Origin of the sequence: Rhodopseudomonas sp. P1 (assembly GCF_039642825.1) — a bacterium.
GTDB classification, from domain to species: domain Bacteria; phylum Pseudomonadota; class Alphaproteobacteria; order Rhizobiales; family Xanthobacteraceae; genus Rhodopseudomonas; species Rhodopseudomonas palustris_H.
The window spans coordinates 1912185-1929504 of the sequence record NZ_CP088006.1; the positions used below are offsets into that span (position 1 = coordinate 1912185).

Genomic DNA, 17320 nt, shown 5'->3' on the forward strand with positions numbered 1-17320 from the left:
TGGAACCGCCGCTGCACCGGATCGTTGCCAAGGTCCGACGCGTGCGGACGCCGGTTGGCAGCTTGCTTACCAAAGCAGGAGATCCGCACAGGACGTCACAGCGCGTCCGCGGGTTCCATGCTACACAGGGGCACGCTGAAGGGGATCGATCATGACAGACCTGCATTCAGACCCGTCGCGTGCGAAATGGCATTCCGGCATTGGCGGCTTCGTTGCCACCGAGTGGCCGTATCTCTTGATGCTGCTGTTGGCGCTGTTCGGCGTCGCTTACACCAGCTTCTCCGAAACCAGCATCTACTGGGTGATCCTGGCCCCGTTCATCGGCCTGGTCTGCGTGGTATCGCGCTGGCGTGAAGCCCGCGCCGCCGATCAGCACGTCTATCTGGTGGTGTCGCAGGTGCTGCATTGGGGCGCCGTGCTGCTGACCATGGAATTGATGTCGCTGCAGGTGACGCGCCAGCTCAGCGGCCTTGCCGCCGCGCTCGGCGTGCTGACCCTGCTGGCGCTCGGCACCTTTACGGCCGGTTTGCATATCCGCGCCTGGAAGATCGCGGTGGTCGGTGTCATCCTCGGCGTCAGCGTCCCGGCGATTGCCTTTCTGCAGCAATCGGCGCTGCTGATCCTGCTGGTGATCGGCCTGATCATCGCCATCGTGGTGCCGTTCGTCTGGGCCAAGCGCCGGCCTGCACCAGCTTCGGAGCCGTTATTCCAGCCGCCGTTCACCCGCACCACCACGCCGCCGACCTCGGCCAGCGCGCGGCCGGTGCCGCAGCCGCCGCTGTACGAAACGCCGGTCGCGGCCCCGATGCCGGTCGCGCCGCCGCCGGCCCCGACGCCCAGCGCTGCCGAGCCGGCCTCGCCGCCGCCGCCCGACAGCGACACGCCGCCGGACAACGTCCGCAACATCTCGGGCGCGCGCTAACTACGCTTCGACCGCCCCCAGACGTGCACCGCCGATTCTTGATCTTGCGTGCGGTGCACAAAATCCTTCAGGATACCGATCTGATCCTGGAGTGCTGCGATGTCGTCGTTGAACCTGTCCGCCGGTGCCGAGCCGGTTTCCGAACGTCCTGACGACGCGGCCGCGATCGAGGCCGAGACCCGGCTGCGCAACGACATCCGGCTGCTCGGCCGGATCCTCGGCGACACTGTGCGCGAGCAGGAAGGCCAGACCGTGTTCGATCTGGTCGAGAACATCCGCCAGACCTCGATCCGATTCCACCGCGACGACGACAAGACCGCGCGCGCCGAGCTCGAAGCCATCCTGGACGGGATGTCGATCCCCGACACGATGCGGATCGTGCGCGCCTTCAGCTATTTCTCGCACCTCGCCAATATCGCCGAGGACCAAAACAACATCCGCCAGATGCGCGCCGGTTCGACCGCGGGCTCGGCGCCGCGCGCCGGACTGCTCGCCAAGACGCTGGCGCACGCACGGCAGGAGGGGATCGACGCGGCGGAGCTGCGCAAGTTCTTTGCCACCGCGCTGGTCAGCCCGGTGCTGACCGCGCACCCGACCGAAGTGCGCCGCAAGAGCACGATGGACCGCGAGATGCAGATCGCTTCGCTGCTCGATCAGCGCGACCGCGTTCAGCTCACCGCCGACGAATGGGCCGACAACGAGGAACGGCTGCGCCGCGCGGTCGAAACGCTGTGGAAGACCAACCTGCTGCGCCGGACCAAGCTGACGGTGCTGGACGAAGTCACAAACGGCCTGTCGTTCTACGACTACACCTTCCTGCGCGAGGTGCCGCGGCTGCACAGTGCGCTGGAAGACCGGCTTGCCGATGCGGCGAAGGCCGAAGGCGTCAACAGCGAAGGCGAGCTGGCGAGCTTCCTGCGGATGGGAAGCTGGATCGGCGGCGACCGCGACGGCAATCCGTTCGTCACCGCCGAGGTGCTGCACGGCACCTTGAAGCTGCAGAGCACCCGCGTGCTGCGCTACTATCTCGACGAGTTGCACGAGCTTGGCTCGGAGTTGTCGCTGGCCTCGCATCTCGCCGGCACCACCGACACCGTCAAGGCGCTGGCCGAGACCTCGCCCGACACCTCGCCGCATCGCAAATACGAGCCTTATCGCCTCGCGGTGTCCGGCATCTACGCGCGGCTCGCCGCCACTGCGCTCAAGCTCGAGGTCGAGAACCTCCGCGCACCGGTCGGTGAGGCCGAGCCTTACGCTAGCGCGCAGGACTTCAAGGCCGATCTCGACGCCATCCATCTGTCGCTCACCAAGCACAATTCCGGCGTGATCGCGCGCGGCCGGCTGCGTCAGCTCCGCCGCGCAATCGACTGTTTCGGCTTCCATCTCGCCAGTCTGGACATGCGGCAGAACTCGGCGGTGCACGAGCGCACCATTACCGAGCTGATGGACGCCGCGCGGCCCGGCACCTCCTATGCGATGCTCGACGAGGAAGCGCGGATCGCGCTCTTGATCAGCGAGCTGCGCAGCACCCGGCCTCTGACGTCGATGTTCGTCAAATACAGCGACGAGACGGTCGGCGAGCTTGCAGTGTTCCGCGAAGCCGCAAAGGCGCACGCGACCTGCGGGGCGGCGGCGATCCCCCAATGCATCATCTCGATGACTAAGGGCGTTTCCGATCTGCTCGAAGTCGCGGTGCTGCTCAAGGAGGTCGGGCTGATCGATCCGTCCGGGCGCAGCGCCATCAACGTGGTGCCGCTGTTCGAGACCATCGAGGACCTGCAGGCCTGCGCCAAGATCATGGACCGGCTGCTGTCGATCCCGGAATATCGCCGGCTGGTCGACAGTCGCGGGTCGGTGCAGGAGGTGATGCTCGGCTACTCCGACAGCAACAAGGACGGCGGCTTCGTCACCTCGGGCTGGGAGCTGTACAAGGCCGAGATCGGCCTGATCGAGATCTTCGAGCACCATGGCGTGCGGTTGCGGCTGTTCCACGGCCGCGGCGGCTCGGTCGGCCGTGGCGGCGGCCCGAGCTACGACGCGATCGTGGCGCAGCCGGGCGGCGCCGTGAACGGCCAGATCCGCATCACCGAGCAGGGCGAGATCATCACCAGCAAATATTCCAACGTCGAAGTCGGCCGCAACAACCTGGAGATCCTCGCCGCCGCGACGTTGGAAGCAAGCCTGCTGCAGCCGAAGCGGGTGGCGCCGCATCGCGACTATCTCGAAGCGATGGAGCAGCTCTCCGCATTGGCCTTCAAGGCGTATCGTGGCTTGGTGTACGAGACCGACGGTTTCGTCGACTACTTCTGGGCCTCAACGGTGATCAACGAGATCTCGACGCTGAACATCGGCAGCCGTCCGGCCTCGCGCAAGAAAACGCGCGCGATCGAGGACCTGCGCGCGATTCCGTGGGTATTCTCATGGGCGCAGTGCCGGCTGATGCTGCCGGGCTGGTACGGTTTCGGCAGCGCGGTGTCGGCCTGGGTCACCGCGCATCCCGAGAAGGGCATCGCCTTCCTGCAAAAGATGTATCAGGAGTGGCCGTTCTTCCGGACGCTGCTGTCGAACATGGACATGGTGCTGTCGAAGAGCTCGATCGGCATCGCCTCGCGCTATGCCGAGCTGGTCGAGGATGTCGATGTTCGTGAGCGCATCTTCGGCCGCATCCGCGCCGAATGGGATTCTTCGATCGAGTATCTGTTCGCGATCATGCAGCAGGACCGCCTGCTGCAGAGCAACCCGCTGCTCGAACGCTCGATCCGCCACCGCTTCCCGTATCTCGACCCCCTGAACCACGTCCAGGTCCAGCTGCTGCGCGAACACCGCACCCACGACCCAGACGAACAGGTGCTCCGCGGCGTGCAACTGACGATCAACGGGATTTCGGCGGGGCTGCGGAATAGCGGGTGAGGGCGGCTGCAGCTGGATTGGTCTGGGCTCATTTAGCCGGTGGAAAGACGCGCCTGTTAGATTGGCGGCGATGCTGAAGCGGGCGAGCAGCCGCAGACACCGAGGACGTCCACCATGCAGTGGCTCTATCTTCTGATCGCGATCGTGGCTGAAGTCGCCGGCACGTCGGCGCTGAAGGCGTCGCAGGGGTTTACGGTGCTGTTGCCGTCGGTGCTGGTCGTCGTCGGTTACGGCGCGGCGTTCTATTTCCTGTCGCTGACGCTGAGCAGCATTTCGGTCGGCGTTGCCTATGCGCTGTGGTCCGGGATTGGGATCGTGCTGATCTCGGCGGTCGGCTGGCTATGGTTCGGCCAGGCCTTGGACGCCGCAGCGATGGTCGGCATCGCGTTCATCATCGCCGGCGTCGGCATCATCAATTTCTTCTCGAACGTGTCGGCGCATTAGAGCGCCAGCTTCGCTGGCGCGGGTTCGCTGAAACGCGCGCGGATAATTTCGGCACTGCGATCTGCCGCGTCGCTTCAAGCCGAGCCGAATCGATCCTCCGACTTTGCATCCCGATACCGCGGGTGCTGTATCCTGCTACAGTCCGGTAGAGGGGTAGTTAGTTGCGTGCCAAAAATGACGGCGTGGCTGCTTAGTTAGTAAGCACATCACGCGACAGGTCAAACTTTTGTCAGGATGGTGGCCGGCGCACCGATGGCGCTAACTGGTTGACGACCGACCCCGCCGACGGATCAGGCGATCGCGGGGACGGTTCGACAATGCGAACGCGCGTTCGCTGTGCCATGCCGGCTCGGCTTCGTTGATTGAATGCCCCGGCGCGCGGCCCGATCGCGGCGGAGAAGGGGCGTCCGATGCTGTATCTTGTCACTCATTATTGGATCTGGCTGGCGGCGGTCTTCGTCGTCGGCGCCGTCACGCCGCTGCTCGCGCAGAAATTCGGCTGGGCGGCCGACCTCGAGAATTACTGGGTGAGCCGGGTCGGCGTCGTGCTCGCCGTGGCGCTGGTGCTGGTCGCCGCGCAGCTCGCCTCCGGCAAGGCCGAGCTGCTGCTCGAAGCCGGCGTCGGGCTGGTGATTGCTTACTTCGTCGGCGGGCTGGCCGGCGGCATCGCGCCGGGCCTGCTGCCGGTGCGGTTCGAAGGCTGGTGGGTCGGCCTGTTCGCGACCGGGCTGATCCTGGCGGTGTTCGGCATCACCACGCTGCCGAAGCTGGAGCCGGATCTGCGCGAGCGCGTCGCCGACGTGGTGAAGGAAGCCGGCGCCGATCCGTTGAACTTCGACGTCGCCGGGCGCGACGTGTTGCTGCCGGCCGATCTCGGCAGCGACAAGGTGCGGGCCGCACTCGGCGAGCAGATCCTGAAGGTGCCGGGCGTGCGCCGCGTTGCCGATGTCGACGACCTGAGTGGCGCGGCGCTGGCCGCCAAGACGGTGGCGAAGCTGCAGGCTGAAGCCGAGGCGAAGGCCAAGGCCGAGGCGGCCGCGAAGGAAGCCGCCGCCAAGGAGGCTGCCGCCAAGGCCGCCAAGGATGCGGCGCAGAAGCATGCTGCCGCCAAGGCCAAGGCTGACGCCGAGGCGAAGGAAGCAGCTGCGAAGGCCGCCGCTGAAGCAGCCGCCAAGGAAGCTGCTGCAAAGGAAGCCGCCGCCAAGGAAGCCGCAGCCAAATCCGCGGCGGAAGCGGCCGCCAAGCAGGCTGCTGCCGATGAGGCGGCGAAGAAGGCGGCTGATGACGCGGCCAAGCAGGCAGCCGCCAAGCCGGCCGCTGCGCCCGCGGAGATCAAGACTGCGAACGCCACCGGCGCGCTGCCGGCGAGCCCGGCGCAGGATTGCCAGGGGCGGGTGTCGGCTCTGGCTTCTGCCGAGAAGATCAACTTCGAACGCCGCAGCGCTGTGATCGACAAGGCATCGCAGCCGCTGCTCGACAAGCTTGCCGCCGCGATCAAGCAGTGCCCGGCGGTGACCATCGAGGTCGCCGGCTACACCGATGGCGCCGGCAAGAAGTCCGCCAACATCGCGCTGTCGAAGCGCCGCGCCGAAGCGGTGGTGGCAAGCCTGACCAAGTCTGGGATCGGCTCGGTCAAGCTGGTGGCGGAAGGCTACGGCTCGGCCAAGCCGATCGCCAGCAACGACACCGCCGAAGGCCGGGCGCAGAATCGGCGGATCGAATTCGTGGTGAAGTAACTCCCCCTCCAAGGTGCTTCACCCGACGGAAAAGCCCGCTGCAAGGCGGGCTTTTCTGTGTGTGTAAACTGCGGGGGCTGTTAGTTATTCGAGTCATTCCGGGGCGCGAGCGTAGCTCGCGAACCCGGAATCCCGAATTGGTAGCGACGGCCGGGGGCTCTACAGCTCCGGATTCCGGGTTCGCGCCTGGCGGCGCGCCCCGGAATGACGTGCTGGTGTTTAACCGATCGTCGTCGTGGAGCTGACCGAGTTTACACCGGATCCCAGTTGAAGATGTCGGCGGAGCGGTCGAGCTTGTAGAACGAGCCCTTCAGCGCCGGCATGCCGTGCTCGGCGAGGCTTTCGCAGGTCCAGCCGCCGTCGCGGTGCACCGAGCGGATCGGACGCGACTGGCCCATCAGGAAGATCTCGTTCATGCGCACGGCGAAGATCTGGCCGCTGACGTCCTTGGCGGCGTCGCCGAGCAGATACACCGACAGCGGCGCGATCTTCTCCGGGCCCATCTGCTGCATCCGCGCGACGCGGGCCTTCTCGGCCTCGGTCTCGGTCGGGATGGTGCCGATCAGGCGCGACCAGGCGAACGGCGACACGCAGTTGGAGCGGACGTTGAAGCGCTGCATGTCGAGCGCGATCGACTTCGACAGGCCGACGATGCCGAGCTTGGCGGCCGCATAGTTGGCCTGGCCGAAATTGCCGATCAGCCCCGAGGTCGAGGTGAAGTGCACGAATGAGCCGCTCTCCTGCTCGCGGAACAGCCGGGCGGCAGCGTGCGAGACGTAGAACGTGCCCATCAGGTGCACCTTGATCACCTGCTCGAAGGCGTCGATGCTCATGCGGTGGAAGATCGCGTCGCGCAGGATGCCGGCGTTGTTCACCACGCCGTCGAGCTTGCCGTAGGTATCGACCGCCTGCTTGACGATCTTGCTGGCGGGAATCGCCTCGGCGACGGTCTCGAAATTCGCGACCGCGGTGCCGCCTTCCTTCTTGATTTCCTCGACGACCTGCTCGGCCGGCGCGGCGTCGGTGCCCGAGCCGTCGGACGCGACGCCCGGATCGTTGACGACCACCTTGGCGCCTTCGCGCGCCGCGAGCAGTGCGATCTCGCGGCCGATGCCGCGTCCTGCGCCGGTGACGATGATGACTTTGCCGTCCAGTGCCTTGGCCATTGTTTCTTCCTTCTTTGTTTAACTGAGGCGATGCCACTTACTTCAGCGTCATGCGCGGGCTCGACCCGCGCATCCATCCTCTTCGCGAAGAAGATGGATTGCCGGGTCAAGCCCGGCAATGACGACAACAACGATGCGACGTCGACGTTACTTCTCGTTGGTGAAGATGATCGTGCCGCTTGCGGCGAACATGCCGCCGACGCCGTGGCAGACCGAGATCTTCGCGTTCGGCACCTGCGCGGGCGCGATGCCGCGCATTTGCCGGACGCTTTCCTGCAACGCGTACATGCCGTACATGCCCGAGTGCATGTAGGACAGGCCGCCGCCGTTGGTGTTGAGCGGCAGCTTCCCGCCGGGGCGGGTGTTGCCGTCGGCGATGAATTGGCCGGTCTCCTCATAGGGCATGAAGCCGAGGTCGCCGAGGCCGAACAGAGGCAGGTGCGCGAACGCATCGTAGATCATCAAATGATCGACGTCGCTGTGCTTGATACCAGCCTCGCGGAACGCGGTCGGGCCCGCCACCTTGAAGGCGCGCGAGGAGTTGAAGGTCTCCATCTGGCTGACCATCGGCGTTTCCACGCTCTCGCCGGTGCCGAGTACATAGACCGGCTTGTGCGGGAAGTCCTTGGCGCGATCGGCCGAGGTCATGATCAGCGCGCCGCCACCGTCGGTGACGAGGCAGCACTGCAGCAGCCGGAACGGATAGGCGATCATCCGCGAGTTCAGTACGTCCTCGACGGTGATCGGGTCCTTCATCATCGCGCGCGGATTCTTCGCCGCCCATTCGCGCTGCACCACCGCTACCGAGGCGATCTGCTCGTGGGTGATGCCGTAGGTCTTCATGAACCGCAGCACCGGGATCGGGAATTGGCTCGGCGGCCCGTAGATGCCGTAGGGCGCTTCGAACTGGCCCTGCAGGCTGTCGGCGGGAATCGAGCGCGGCAGTTTGCCGATCATCGACTTGCCGCTCTCGGCGTGAGTGATCAGCACGGTCTTGCAGAGGCCGGCCTCGATCGCCGCGGCGGCGTGGCGGACGTGCAGCATGAACGAGCAGCCGCCGACGGAGGTGCCGTCGACCCACGTCGGCGTGATGCCGAGATAGTGGGCGATCTGCTGCGGCGTCTCGACCGCGGTGGCGATGCCGTCGATGTCCGACAGCTTCAGCCCGGCGTCGGCGATCGCGTTGAGCGCGGCGTCGGCGTGGAGCTGGATCTGCGACATGTCGGGAATGACGCCGAGCTTGGTGGTTTCGGCGGCGCCGACGATAGCAACCTGATTACGACGCATGATGCTTACCCCTTCGCCGGACGGAATTGCGGAAGGGTGAGGGTGTCGTCGATCTTCTGGAAGGTGACTTCCAGCTTCATATCGAGCTCGAGCGCCTCGGGCGTCTGCGGGCACTCCAGGATGTTGCTCATCATCCGCGGGCCCTCTTCGAGCTCGACTACCGCGATCGCGTAGGGCTCGGTGAAGCCGGCCGCCAGCGGGCGGTGATTGATCACGTAGGAATACAGGGTGCCGTTGCCGGAGGCCTTGAACACGCTGACCTCGCGCGAGCCGCATTTCGGGCAGAACGGGCGGGGCGGGAAGTACGCGTGGGCGCAGGAATCGCAGCGCTGAAGCCGCAGTTCGCCTTGCTTGGCGCCGTCCCAGTAGTGCTGGGTTTCCGGAGTGATCTTGGGACGTGCGCGTGCGGGTTCAGCCATGTCTTAGTTTTCTCCCTGAGCTGGCTCGTGGGCCCATCGGTTGTGCGGTCTTGATGCGATATCGGCCCGCCAGCGTCAACACGCGCAGGGCGCGGAGCCATGTGCAGGAATTGTATTCCGCAAAGCGGACAATCGCGGAGCCCGAGCGATGCGCTCAGCGCGGGGCCGGAGCAGCCGCGGCGGCGGATGGCAAAGGGTCACTTTCCGCGCTACTGAATAAGCCGATGATGTTTCCTGCGTGATCGAGACGCGCCGCCCACGTGCGTGACGATCGGCTTCCCATCGGAATGGACAGCATGACCCGACATCCTACACTCGCCGCGCTCGCGGCCGATCTCGAAGCCGGCCGAACCACCGCCCGCAAGCTGGTGGAAGACTGTCTGGCGCGGATCGCCGATCCGGCCGGCGAGGGCGCGCGCGTCTTCATTCACGTCGACCGCGACGCGGCACTGCAGGCGGCGGACGCTATGGACAAGCTGCGCGCCGCCAAGGCGGCGCCGTCGCCGTTCGCCGGCATTCCGATCTCGATCAAGGATCTGTTCGACATCAAGGGCCAGGTGACCCGCGCCGGCTCGCGCGCGCTCGACGACAATCCGCCCGCCGACAGCGACGCGCCTGCGGTGGCGCGGCTGCGGCGCGCCGGCTTCGTGGTGATCGGCCGCAGCAACATGACCGAGTTCGCCTATTCGGGAATCGGCATCAACCCGCATTACGGCACGCCGAAAGCCGCCTATCGCCGCGACGTCGGCCACGTGCCGGGCGGCTCGTCATCCGGCGCTGCGGTCTCGGTGGCGGACGGCATGGCACATGCCGGGCTCGGTACCGACACCGGCGGCTCGTGCCGCATCCCCGCGGCCTTCAACGGCATCGTCGGCTACAAGCCGTCGCAATACCGCGTGCCGCGCGACGGCGCGGTGCCGCTGTCGTTCTCGCTCGACAGTATCGGCCCGTTGGCGCGCAGCGTCGAATGCTGCGCCACGCTCGATGCGATCCTCGCCGACCAACCGGTCGGGCCGCTGATTGCGCGCCCGCTGAAAGGCATGCGGATCGCGGTGCCGACCACGGTGGCGCTCGACGATCTCGATGCCGCGGTCACCGCTGCGTTCGACCGCGCGCTGAAAACGCTGTCGAGCCACGGCGCGATCATCGAGAAGATCGAGGTGCCGGAATTCGCCGAGGTGGCCCCGCTCGGAGCCAAGGGCGGTTTTGCCGCTGCCGAGAGCTACGCCTGGCACCGCTATCTGATCGTGGCGCAGGGCGACGTTTACGATCCGCGGGTGCGCGAGCGCATCCTGCGCGGCGAGACCCAGAGCGCTGCCGACTACGTTGATCTGGTGAATGCGCGCAAATCGCTGATCGCGCGCGCCTCGGCGCGGCTCGCGCCCTACGATGCGGTGGCGATGCCGACCACCGCGATCGCGGCACCGACCATTGTGGAGCTGGCCGACGACAAGGCGTTCACCAAGGCCAATCTGCTGACGCTGCGGAATTGCACGCTGATCAACATGATCGACGGCTGCGCGATCTCGCTGCCGTGCCATCGGGACGGCGAGCCGCCGATCGGTCTGATGCTGGCGGGCGTCAATGGCACCGACCGCGAAATCTTCGAAGTCGCGGCCGGCATGGAGGCGGTGATCCGTGGTTGATCTTGCCTTCACGCTCGCCGCTGCCGGCAGCTGTACCCCACTGACGCTGCCGATTACGACGGCGGTGATCGCCGGCTGGACCGGGCGCGATCCGGTGGCGCGCGACCACCACATTGCCGAACTCGAAGCGCTTGGCATCGCCCGGCCGGCGTCGACGCCGATCTATTACCGTGTCGCCGCGGCGCGGCTCACCACTGCGCCGGCGATCGAAGTGTCCGGTGGCGACTCGTCCGGCGAGGTCGAGTTCGTGCTGATCGGCCATCAGGGCCGCATCCTGGTCGGCGTCGGCTCCGATCACACCGACCGCAAGGTCGAAGCCTATGGCGTCACGGTGTCGAAGCAGATGTGCGACAAGCCGGTGGCGCCGGAGCTGTGGGAGTTCGGCGAGGTCGAGCCGCATTGGGATCGCATCGTGCTGCGTTCCTACGCCACGATCGGCGGGACGCGCGTGCTGTACCAGGAGGGCACGCTCGATGCGATGCTGCCGGCGCGCGAGCTGATCGCCCGCGGCTTTGATGGCGCGAGCCTGCCCGATGGCTGCGTGCTATTCGGCGGCACCTTCGCCGCCAAGGGCGGCATCCGCCCGGCGTCGCGGTTCGAATTCGAGATCGACGATCCCGTGCTCGGCCGCGTCATCCGCCATGGCTATGACGTGGTGGAGCTGCCGATACTGGGGTGAGCAAGGCGCAAGCGCGACATCATCACCGCTCGTCATTCCGGGGCGCGCGCGAAGCGCGTGAACCCGGAATCCCGAGGTTGTGACGAAGGCTGGCGGCGCAGAACAGCTCGGGGTTCCGGGTTCGCGCTCCGCGCGCTCCGGAACGACGGTGCTAGACGGCCACGAGCCGCTAACTCACTCCTTCGCCTTCACCACGCTGAACGTGCCATTGGCGCGGGCGCAGCGGGTGCCGTCGGCGGTGACGAAACACTGCGCGACGCACAGCTTGGCGCCGACCTTGATCACCTCCGGCTCGATCTGCAGCCATTGGCCGATCTTGGCGGGACCGATGAAGTCGATGGCCAGCGACGACGTCAACAGCCGCGCGCCGCCGCCGAGTTTGAGTCCGCAGCTGTAGCCCATCGCGTTGTCGGCCAGTGCCGTGATCAGCCCGCCATGGGCGAGACCGCGCGAATTGGTGTGGCATTCGCGAATCCGCAGGCCGAGCATCACCGCATCCGTCGTAGTCTTGGCGTAGAGCGGCTCCCACGGCGCGGTGAGCGGGCTCGAACGGCTGTGGCGCACGAAGCCGTCAGGAATGCTGTCAGGCGCTGGGATGGAGTTCTGATCCGGTTCGGTCGTCATGCGCGTCGGTCGCCTTACTGCATCGACCACCTTTAGACCGCACCGCAGCATCGTCCGCAACGCCGACAAAGTTTGAAGCGTGGTTTGAGAGGGTGTTTGAAACGGGGCGACGTGACTCCATGCTTCGTCATTCCGGGGCGCGAGCGGAGCTCGCGAACCCGGAATCTCGACGTCATTTGCAGGCGTTCGCCACAGCTCGAGATTCCGGGTTCGCGCCTGACGGCGCGCCCCGGAATGACAAACTGTGGTCGTCATTGCGAGGAGCAAAGCGACGAAGCAATCCAGTTCAGCGGACGGAGCTTATGGTTTGCTTCGCGGCGCCTGTCATCGGGGGGCGTTACGCGCCGACCCGCTGGCTCGCAATGGCGGCTTCCTGAGAGAGCTCAATACGGCAGGCCGACGTAGTTTTCCGCCAGCGAGGTGATCGCGGCCTTGGAGGTGACCAGGTAGTCCAGTTCGGCAGTCTGGATGCGCTGGGAGAAGGCGTCGCTGTCGGGGAAGCGGTGGAGCTGCGAGGTCATCCACCAGGAGAACCGCTCGGCCTTCCACACCCGGCGCAGCGCGTTGGCCGAATAGGCATCGATGCCGGCCTGCGACTTCTCGGCGTAGTATTCACGCATGGCGCGCGACAGGTAGTATACGTCGCTGGCGGCGAGGTTGAGGCCCTTGGCGCCGGTCGGCGGCACGATATGGGCGGCGTCGCCGGCGAGGAACAGCCGGCCGAACCGCATCGGCTCGGCGACGAACGAGCGCAGCGGCGCAATGCTCTTTTCGATCGACGGCCCGGTGACCAGTTTGCCGGCGGTCTCCGGATCGAGCCGGTTCTTCAGCTCGTCCCAGAACCGGTCGTCGCTCCAGTCGGCCACGTCGTCGGTGAGCGGGCATTGCACGTAATAGCGGCTGCGATGCATCGAGCGCATCGAGCACAGCGCAAAGCCGCGGTCGTGGTTGACGTAGATCAGCTCGGGCGACACCGGCGGGGTGTCGGACAGCAATCCGAGCCAGCCGAACGGATACACCCGCTCGAACGACTGCACTGCGCTGGCCGGCACGCTCTGCCGGCTGATGCCGTGGAAGCCGTCGCAGCCGGCGATGAAATCGCACACGATCTCGCGCGTGGTGCCGTCCTTGACGTAGCGCACCTTGGGGTGGGCGCCTTCGAAGTCGTGCAGGCTGACGTCGGCGGCATCGTAGATCGTGGGTAGGCCGGCGGCATTGCGCGCTTCCATCAGGTCGCGGGTGACCTCGGTCTGGCCATACACGGTGACGCTCTTGCCGCCGGTCGCGCCCTTCAGATCGATGTGATGCCGCTTGCCGGCGAACGCGATCTCGAAGCCATCGTGCACCAGCGCTTCCTGATGCAAGCGGGCGGAGACGCCGGCCTCGTCGAGCAGATCGACCATGCCCTGTTCGAGCACGCCGGCACGAATCCGCGACAGCACGTAGTCCGGATCCTTGCGTTCCACGATGACGGCGTCGATGCCGTATTTGTGCAGCAGCTGGCCGAGCAGCAGTCCGGACGGACCCGCGCCGATGATGGCCACTTGTGTCCGCATGGTCGTTCCCCCGATGATGTTGTCGCCTCGTTACGGGACCGTCACGAAGCCGTCTAGCCGCCGTCCGGTGTCTAGCAGCTATTACGCGGCCGTCACTTGCAATGATGGTTATAACCTATAACAATGCGGCCCAAAGGCCGATTGAAGCCGACCAAGGGAGAGAGCTCGATGAGGAAGACTCTGCTCGCGCTGCTGCTTGCCGCCAGCGTGACGCCCGCGCTTGCGCAGGACAAAACCGTCAACTGGAAAGTCTCGCTGTGGGTGCCGCCGGCGCATCCGCTGGTGCCGGCGACCAAGGCGTGGGCCGAGGACATTCAGAAGGCTTCCGGCGGCAGCATCCGGATGACCGTGTTCCCCTCCGAGCAGCTCGGCAAGGCGTTCGACCATTACGACATGGCGCGCGACGGCATCGCCGACGTCACCTACGTCAATCCCGGCTATCAGCCCGGCCGCTTCCCGATCGTCTCCGCCGGCCAGCTTCCGTTCGTGTTCAAGGACGGCAAGAAGGGCACGCTGGCGCTGAACGAGTGGTACCACAAATACGCGCCGACCGAGATGAAGGACACCAAGCTGTGCTTCGCCTTCATCCATGATCCGGGCGCGCTGCACGGCAAGAAGAAGGTGCTGCTGCCGTCCGACATGAGCGGCCTGAAGGTGCGGCCGGCACAATCGACGATCGGCGAAATGGTGAAGCTGTTCGGCGGCACCAATGTGCAAGCCTCGGCGCCGGAATCGCGCGACGCGCTGGAGCGCGGCGTTGCGGATGAGATCACCTTCCCGTGGGGCTCGGTGTTCCTGTTCGGCATCGACAAGGTGGTCAAGTATCACATGGACGTACCGCTCTACACCACGGTGTTCACCTACAACATCGGGCTGAAGGCCTATAACGCACTGTCGGACGCGCAGAAGAAGATCATCGACGGTCACTGCACGCCGGAATGGGCCTCCAAGGTCACCGATCCCTGGACCGATTTCGAAGCCAACGGCCGCGTCAAGATGAAGGCGCTGCAGGACCACGAGGTCTATCCGCTGACGGACGCGCAGCTCGCCGAATGGAAGAAGGCGACCAAGCCGCTGCGTGACAGCTGGGCCGAGCAGGTCAAGAAGTCCGGCAGTGATCCAGCCGCGGTCGAGGCTGATCTGCAGAACGCCCTGAAGAAGTACGACGCGGGGTTGTGAGCCTCTCCGTGTCATTCCGGGATGCGCGCATCGCGCGCAGACCCGGAATCTCGCGGCCGCACGATCGAGATTCCGGGTTCGCTCGCTACGCGAGTGCCCCGGAATGACTTTTTCAGTGTGATTGACGCAATACCAACGATCGAGCCCCGATGAGTTCTCCTCCCGACGACAAGCTCCGCGACCGGCTGCCTGGCGCGCTGACGACGCGGCGCTTTTCCAAGAACGGCATGGACCGCTTCATCGACGCGATCGAGTGGATCGCGGCGTTCTTCGTCGGCATCGTCGCGCTGAACACCTTTCTGGCCGTGTTCATGCGGAAGTTCTTTTCGGTGACGATCCCGGACTACTACAATTTCGGTCAGTTTATGCTCGGCGTGCTGATCTTCTGGGGTATTGCCGCCACTTCCTACCGCGGCTCGCACATCACCGTGGATCTGGTGTGGGCGGCGGCGTCGCCGCGCTGGCAGCGGATTATCGATATCTTCGCCACTCTGGTCCTGCTGTTCGTCGTCAGCGTGCAGACCTACACGCTGTTCGACAAGGTGGTGACCACCAAGGCCGACCACATCGTCACCATGGACCTGCAGATCCCGATCTGGCCGTTCTATCTGGTGTCGTGGATCGGCGACGTTTCCGCCGTGCTGCTGATCGCGATTCGAACCTTCCGGCTGATCTTCCATCCGGAGCAGATGCGCGAAGTGCGCATGAAGCCGGTGGAGTAGCTAGCGATGCTGACCAACGAGACCGTGGCCGCGATCGGCTTCGTCAGCCTGTTCGTCCTGATGTTGCTGCGCGTGCCGGTCGGCATGGCGATGGGCCTCGTCGGTGTCACCGGCTTCGGCTATCTCACCGGCTTCGAGCCGGCGTTGAAGCTCGTCGGCCAGACCACAATGCGCACCGTCACCGACTATTCGTTCGGTGTGATTCCGATGTTCCTGCTGATGGGCGCGTTCGTGTCGGCGTCGGGCATCAGCCGCGAACTGTTCCGCGCCGGCAACACCATCGTCGGCCATTGGAAGGGCGGGCTCGGCATCGCCACCATCGCGGCCTGCGGCGGCTTTGCGGCGATCTCCGGCTCGTCGGTCGCGACCGCCGCGACCTTCTCGGCGGTGGCCTATCCGGAGATGCGGCGGTTCGGCTATCCGCAGTCGTTCTCGACCGGCGTGATCGCGGTCGGCGGCACGCTCGGCGCGATGCTGCCGCCATCGACCGTGCTGGCGGTGTACGGCATCATCACCCAGCAGGACATCGGCAAGCTGTTCATCGCCGGCATCCTGCCGGGCCTGCTGGCGATCGTGATGCACATGATCACGATCTGGATCATCGGCGTGGCGCGGCCGGGTTTCCTGCCGGCGGGGCCGAAGAGTTCGTGGGGCGACCGCCTCGCGGCGTTTCGCGACGTGTGGTCGCCGCTGCTGCTGTTCTTGTTCGTGATCGGCGGGCTGTATGGCGGCTTCTTCATTCCGACCGAGGCGGGCGCAGTGGGGGCGGTCGGCGCATTCCTGATCGGCATCTTGCGTGGCAAGCTCGACCGCGAGGGCATCCTGCAGTCGCTGCTGCAGGCGACCCGCACCGCGGCCGCGGTGTTCACCGTGCTGATCGGCGCGCTGTGCTTCGGCTACTTCCTCACCATCACCCAGACGCCGCAAGTCGTCACCGAATTCCTAACAGGGCTCGGCATCGGACCTTACGGCGTGCTGGCGCTGATCCTGTTGATGTATCTGGTGCTCGGCTGCCTGATGGACGCGATGGCGATGGTGATCCTGACCGTGCCGATCGTGTTTCCGGTGGTCACAGCACTCGGCTTCGATCCGATCTGGTTCGGCATCATCATCGTGATGACGGTCGAGCTCGGCCTGATCCACCCGCCGGTCGGCATGAATGTGTTCGTGATCAAAAGTGTGATCAAGGACGTCAGCATGTCCACGGTGTTCGCCGGCGTGCTGCCGTTCGTCGTCACCGATCTGATCCGGCTGGTGATCCTGATCGCGTTCCCGATCATCGCGCTGTGGCTGCCGATGCGGATGATTGGGTAGTTCGAAGACCTCGTCATGGCCGGGCTCGTCCCGGTGATCACCGTGGATGTATGCGATGACCCCGACCCTCGAAACCAAATACGCCTTCACCATCACGGCGCGGATCGGCGAGGTGACGTCGGCCGGCGAGATCGGCAGCGGCGTGCGCCGGATCATTCCGATCCTTGGCGGCGAGGTGAAGGGCGAGGGGATCAGCGGCCAAGTGCTGCCGTTCGGCGCCGATTTCCAGATCATCCGGCCGAACGAGCTGATCGAGCTGGAAGCCAAATATGCGTTCGAGACCGATGACGGTGCGGTGGTCTATGTCGAGAACATCGGCATCCGGTTCGGGCCGGTCGAATTGCTGCAGAAGCTGAAGCGCGGCGAGCCGGTCGACCCCAAGCTGATCTATTTCCGCACCCGACCGCGATTCGAGACCGGCCACCCGAACTATCAGTGGCTGATGCAGCATTTGTTCATCGGCTCCGCCGCCCGCCACGCCGATCGCGTCGTGATCGACGTGCATCAGGTGCTGTGAAGCCTCCTTCCTAACCTCTCCCCGCGTGCGGGGGGGCGGATCGGCGCGAAGCGCTGATCCGGGTGAGGGGGCGCTTCCAAGCGGCCGAGCCGCAGGGATTCGCGGATAGCTGCCCCTCACCCCAACCCTCTCCCCGCAAGGGCGGGGCGAGGAAGCGCGCCATGCTTGGCTGCTAGTCCCGGCGAGAATTGGAGCCGAT

General features: G+C 65.6%; 15 protein-coding genes. 10 read left to right on the forward strand and 5 right to left on the reverse strand.

Going from position 1 to position 17320, the window contains the following annotated elements:
* Positions 1-151 precede the first annotated feature (151 nt).
* The 4 genes from LRC39_RS08885 (at position 152) to LRC39_RS08900 (ending at position 6012) form a co-directional block, all read left to right on the forward strand.
* Entirely contained in the window at positions 152-922 is a 771-nt protein-coding gene (locus tag LRC39_RS08885) for a hypothetical protein (RefSeq protein WP_107343745.1), read from the forward strand.
* A 99-nt stretch (positions 923-1021) separates the two neighbouring features.
* Positions 1022-3832 (forward strand): phosphoenolpyruvate carboxylase, encoded by a 2811-nt coding sequence (gene ppc, locus LRC39_RS08890; protein ID WP_346296987.1) that lies wholly within the window; start codon positions 1022-1024, stop codon positions 3830-3832.
* 114 nt (positions 3833-3946) lie between these two features.
* Positions 3947-4276 carry a DMT family transporter gene (locus LRC39_RS08895; RefSeq protein WP_346296988.1) on the forward strand — a complete coding sequence of 110 codons (330 nt, stop codon included), beginning with the start codon at positions 3947-3949 and terminating at the stop codon, positions 4274-4276.
* Positions 4277-4686: 410 nt separating this feature from the next.
* Positions 4687-6012, forward strand: a complete 1326-nt coding sequence (locus LRC39_RS08900; RefSeq protein WP_346296989.1) for an OmpA family protein — start codon at positions 4687-4689, stop codon at positions 6010-6012.
* A 251-nt stretch (positions 6013-6263) separates the two neighbouring features.
* On the opposite strand, the gene LRC39_RS08905 is transcribed toward LRC39_RS08900, so the two are convergent.
* The 3 genes from LRC39_RS08905 to LRC39_RS08915 form a co-directional block, all read right to left on the reverse strand.
* The gene (locus LRC39_RS08905; RefSeq protein WP_047309958.1) at positions 6264-7178 is read right to left on the reverse strand and encodes an SDR family NAD(P)-dependent oxidoreductase; all 915 of its coding nucleotides are present in this window, start codon (positions 7176-7178) and stop codon (positions 6264-6266) included.
* A 147-nt stretch (positions 7179-7325) separates the two neighbouring features.
* On the reverse strand, positions 7326-8465 hold the full coding sequence (locus tag LRC39_RS08910; protein ID WP_107354940.1) for a thiolase C-terminal domain-containing protein: 1140 nt from the start codon (positions 8463-8465) through the stop codon (positions 7326-7328).
* Positions 8466-8470: 5 nt separating this feature from the next.
* A complete protein-coding gene (locus tag LRC39_RS08915; protein WP_346296990.1) occupies positions 8471-8884 on the reverse strand; it encodes a Zn-ribbon domain-containing OB-fold protein in 414 nt (137 codons plus the stop codon).
* A 296-nt stretch (positions 8885-9180) separates the two neighbouring features.
* Between LRC39_RS08915 and LRC39_RS08920 the strand changes: the two genes are divergently transcribed.
* Positions 9181-10530, forward strand: coding sequence for an amidase (locus LRC39_RS08920; RefSeq protein WP_346296991.1), 1350 nt, complete (start codon positions 9181-9183; stop codon positions 10528-10530).
* Positions 10523-11209 carry a DUF2848 domain-containing protein gene (locus LRC39_RS08925; protein WP_346296992.1) on the forward strand — a complete coding sequence of 229 codons (687 nt, stop codon included), beginning with the start codon at positions 10523-10525 and terminating at the stop codon, positions 11207-11209. Before LRC39_RS08920 ends, LRC39_RS08925 begins: the two co-directional genes overlap by 8 nt.
* Before the next feature lie 174 nt (positions 11210-11383).
* On the opposite strand, the gene LRC39_RS08930 is transcribed toward LRC39_RS08925, so the two are convergent.
* Both LRC39_RS08930 and pobA read right to left on the reverse strand, forming a co-directional pair.
* Positions 11384-11833, reverse strand: coding sequence for a PaaI family thioesterase (locus LRC39_RS08930; protein ID WP_346296993.1), 450 nt, complete (start codon positions 11831-11833; stop codon positions 11384-11386).
* A gap of 383 nt (positions 11834-12216) precedes the next feature.
* Positions 12217-13389 (reverse strand): 4-hydroxybenzoate 3-monooxygenase, encoded by a 1173-nt coding sequence (gene pobA, locus LRC39_RS08935; RefSeq protein ID WP_346296994.1) that lies wholly within the window; start codon positions 13387-13389, stop codon positions 12217-12219.
* A 168-nt stretch (positions 13390-13557) separates the two neighbouring features.
* Here pobA and LRC39_RS08940 point away from each other — a divergent pair, with 168 nt between their 5' ends.
* The 4 genes from LRC39_RS08940 (at position 13558) to LRC39_RS08955 (ending at position 17121) form a co-directional block, all read left to right on the forward strand.
* Positions 13558-14568: a TRAP transporter substrate-binding protein gene (locus LRC39_RS08940; RefSeq protein WP_346296995.1), complete on the forward strand. Its 1011-nt coding sequence runs from the start codon at positions 13558-13560 to the stop codon at positions 14566-14568.
* A gap of 227 nt (positions 14569-14795) precedes the next feature.
* Complete coding sequence (locus LRC39_RS08945; RefSeq protein ID WP_041810326.1) at positions 14796-15290, forward strand: TRAP transporter small permease; 495 nt, start codon at positions 14796-14798, stop codon at positions 15288-15290.
* 6 nt (positions 15291-15296) lie between these two features.
* A complete protein-coding gene (locus LRC39_RS08950) occupies positions 15297-16604 on the forward strand; it encodes a TRAP transporter large permease (RefSeq protein WP_408018234.1) in 1308 nt (435 codons plus the stop codon).
* A gap of 55 nt (positions 16605-16659) precedes the next feature.
* Positions 16660-17121, forward strand: a complete 462-nt coding sequence (locus LRC39_RS08955) for a DUF3237 domain-containing protein (RefSeq protein WP_346296996.1) — start codon at positions 16660-16662, stop codon at positions 17119-17121.
* Positions 17122-17320 lie beyond the last annotated feature (199 nt).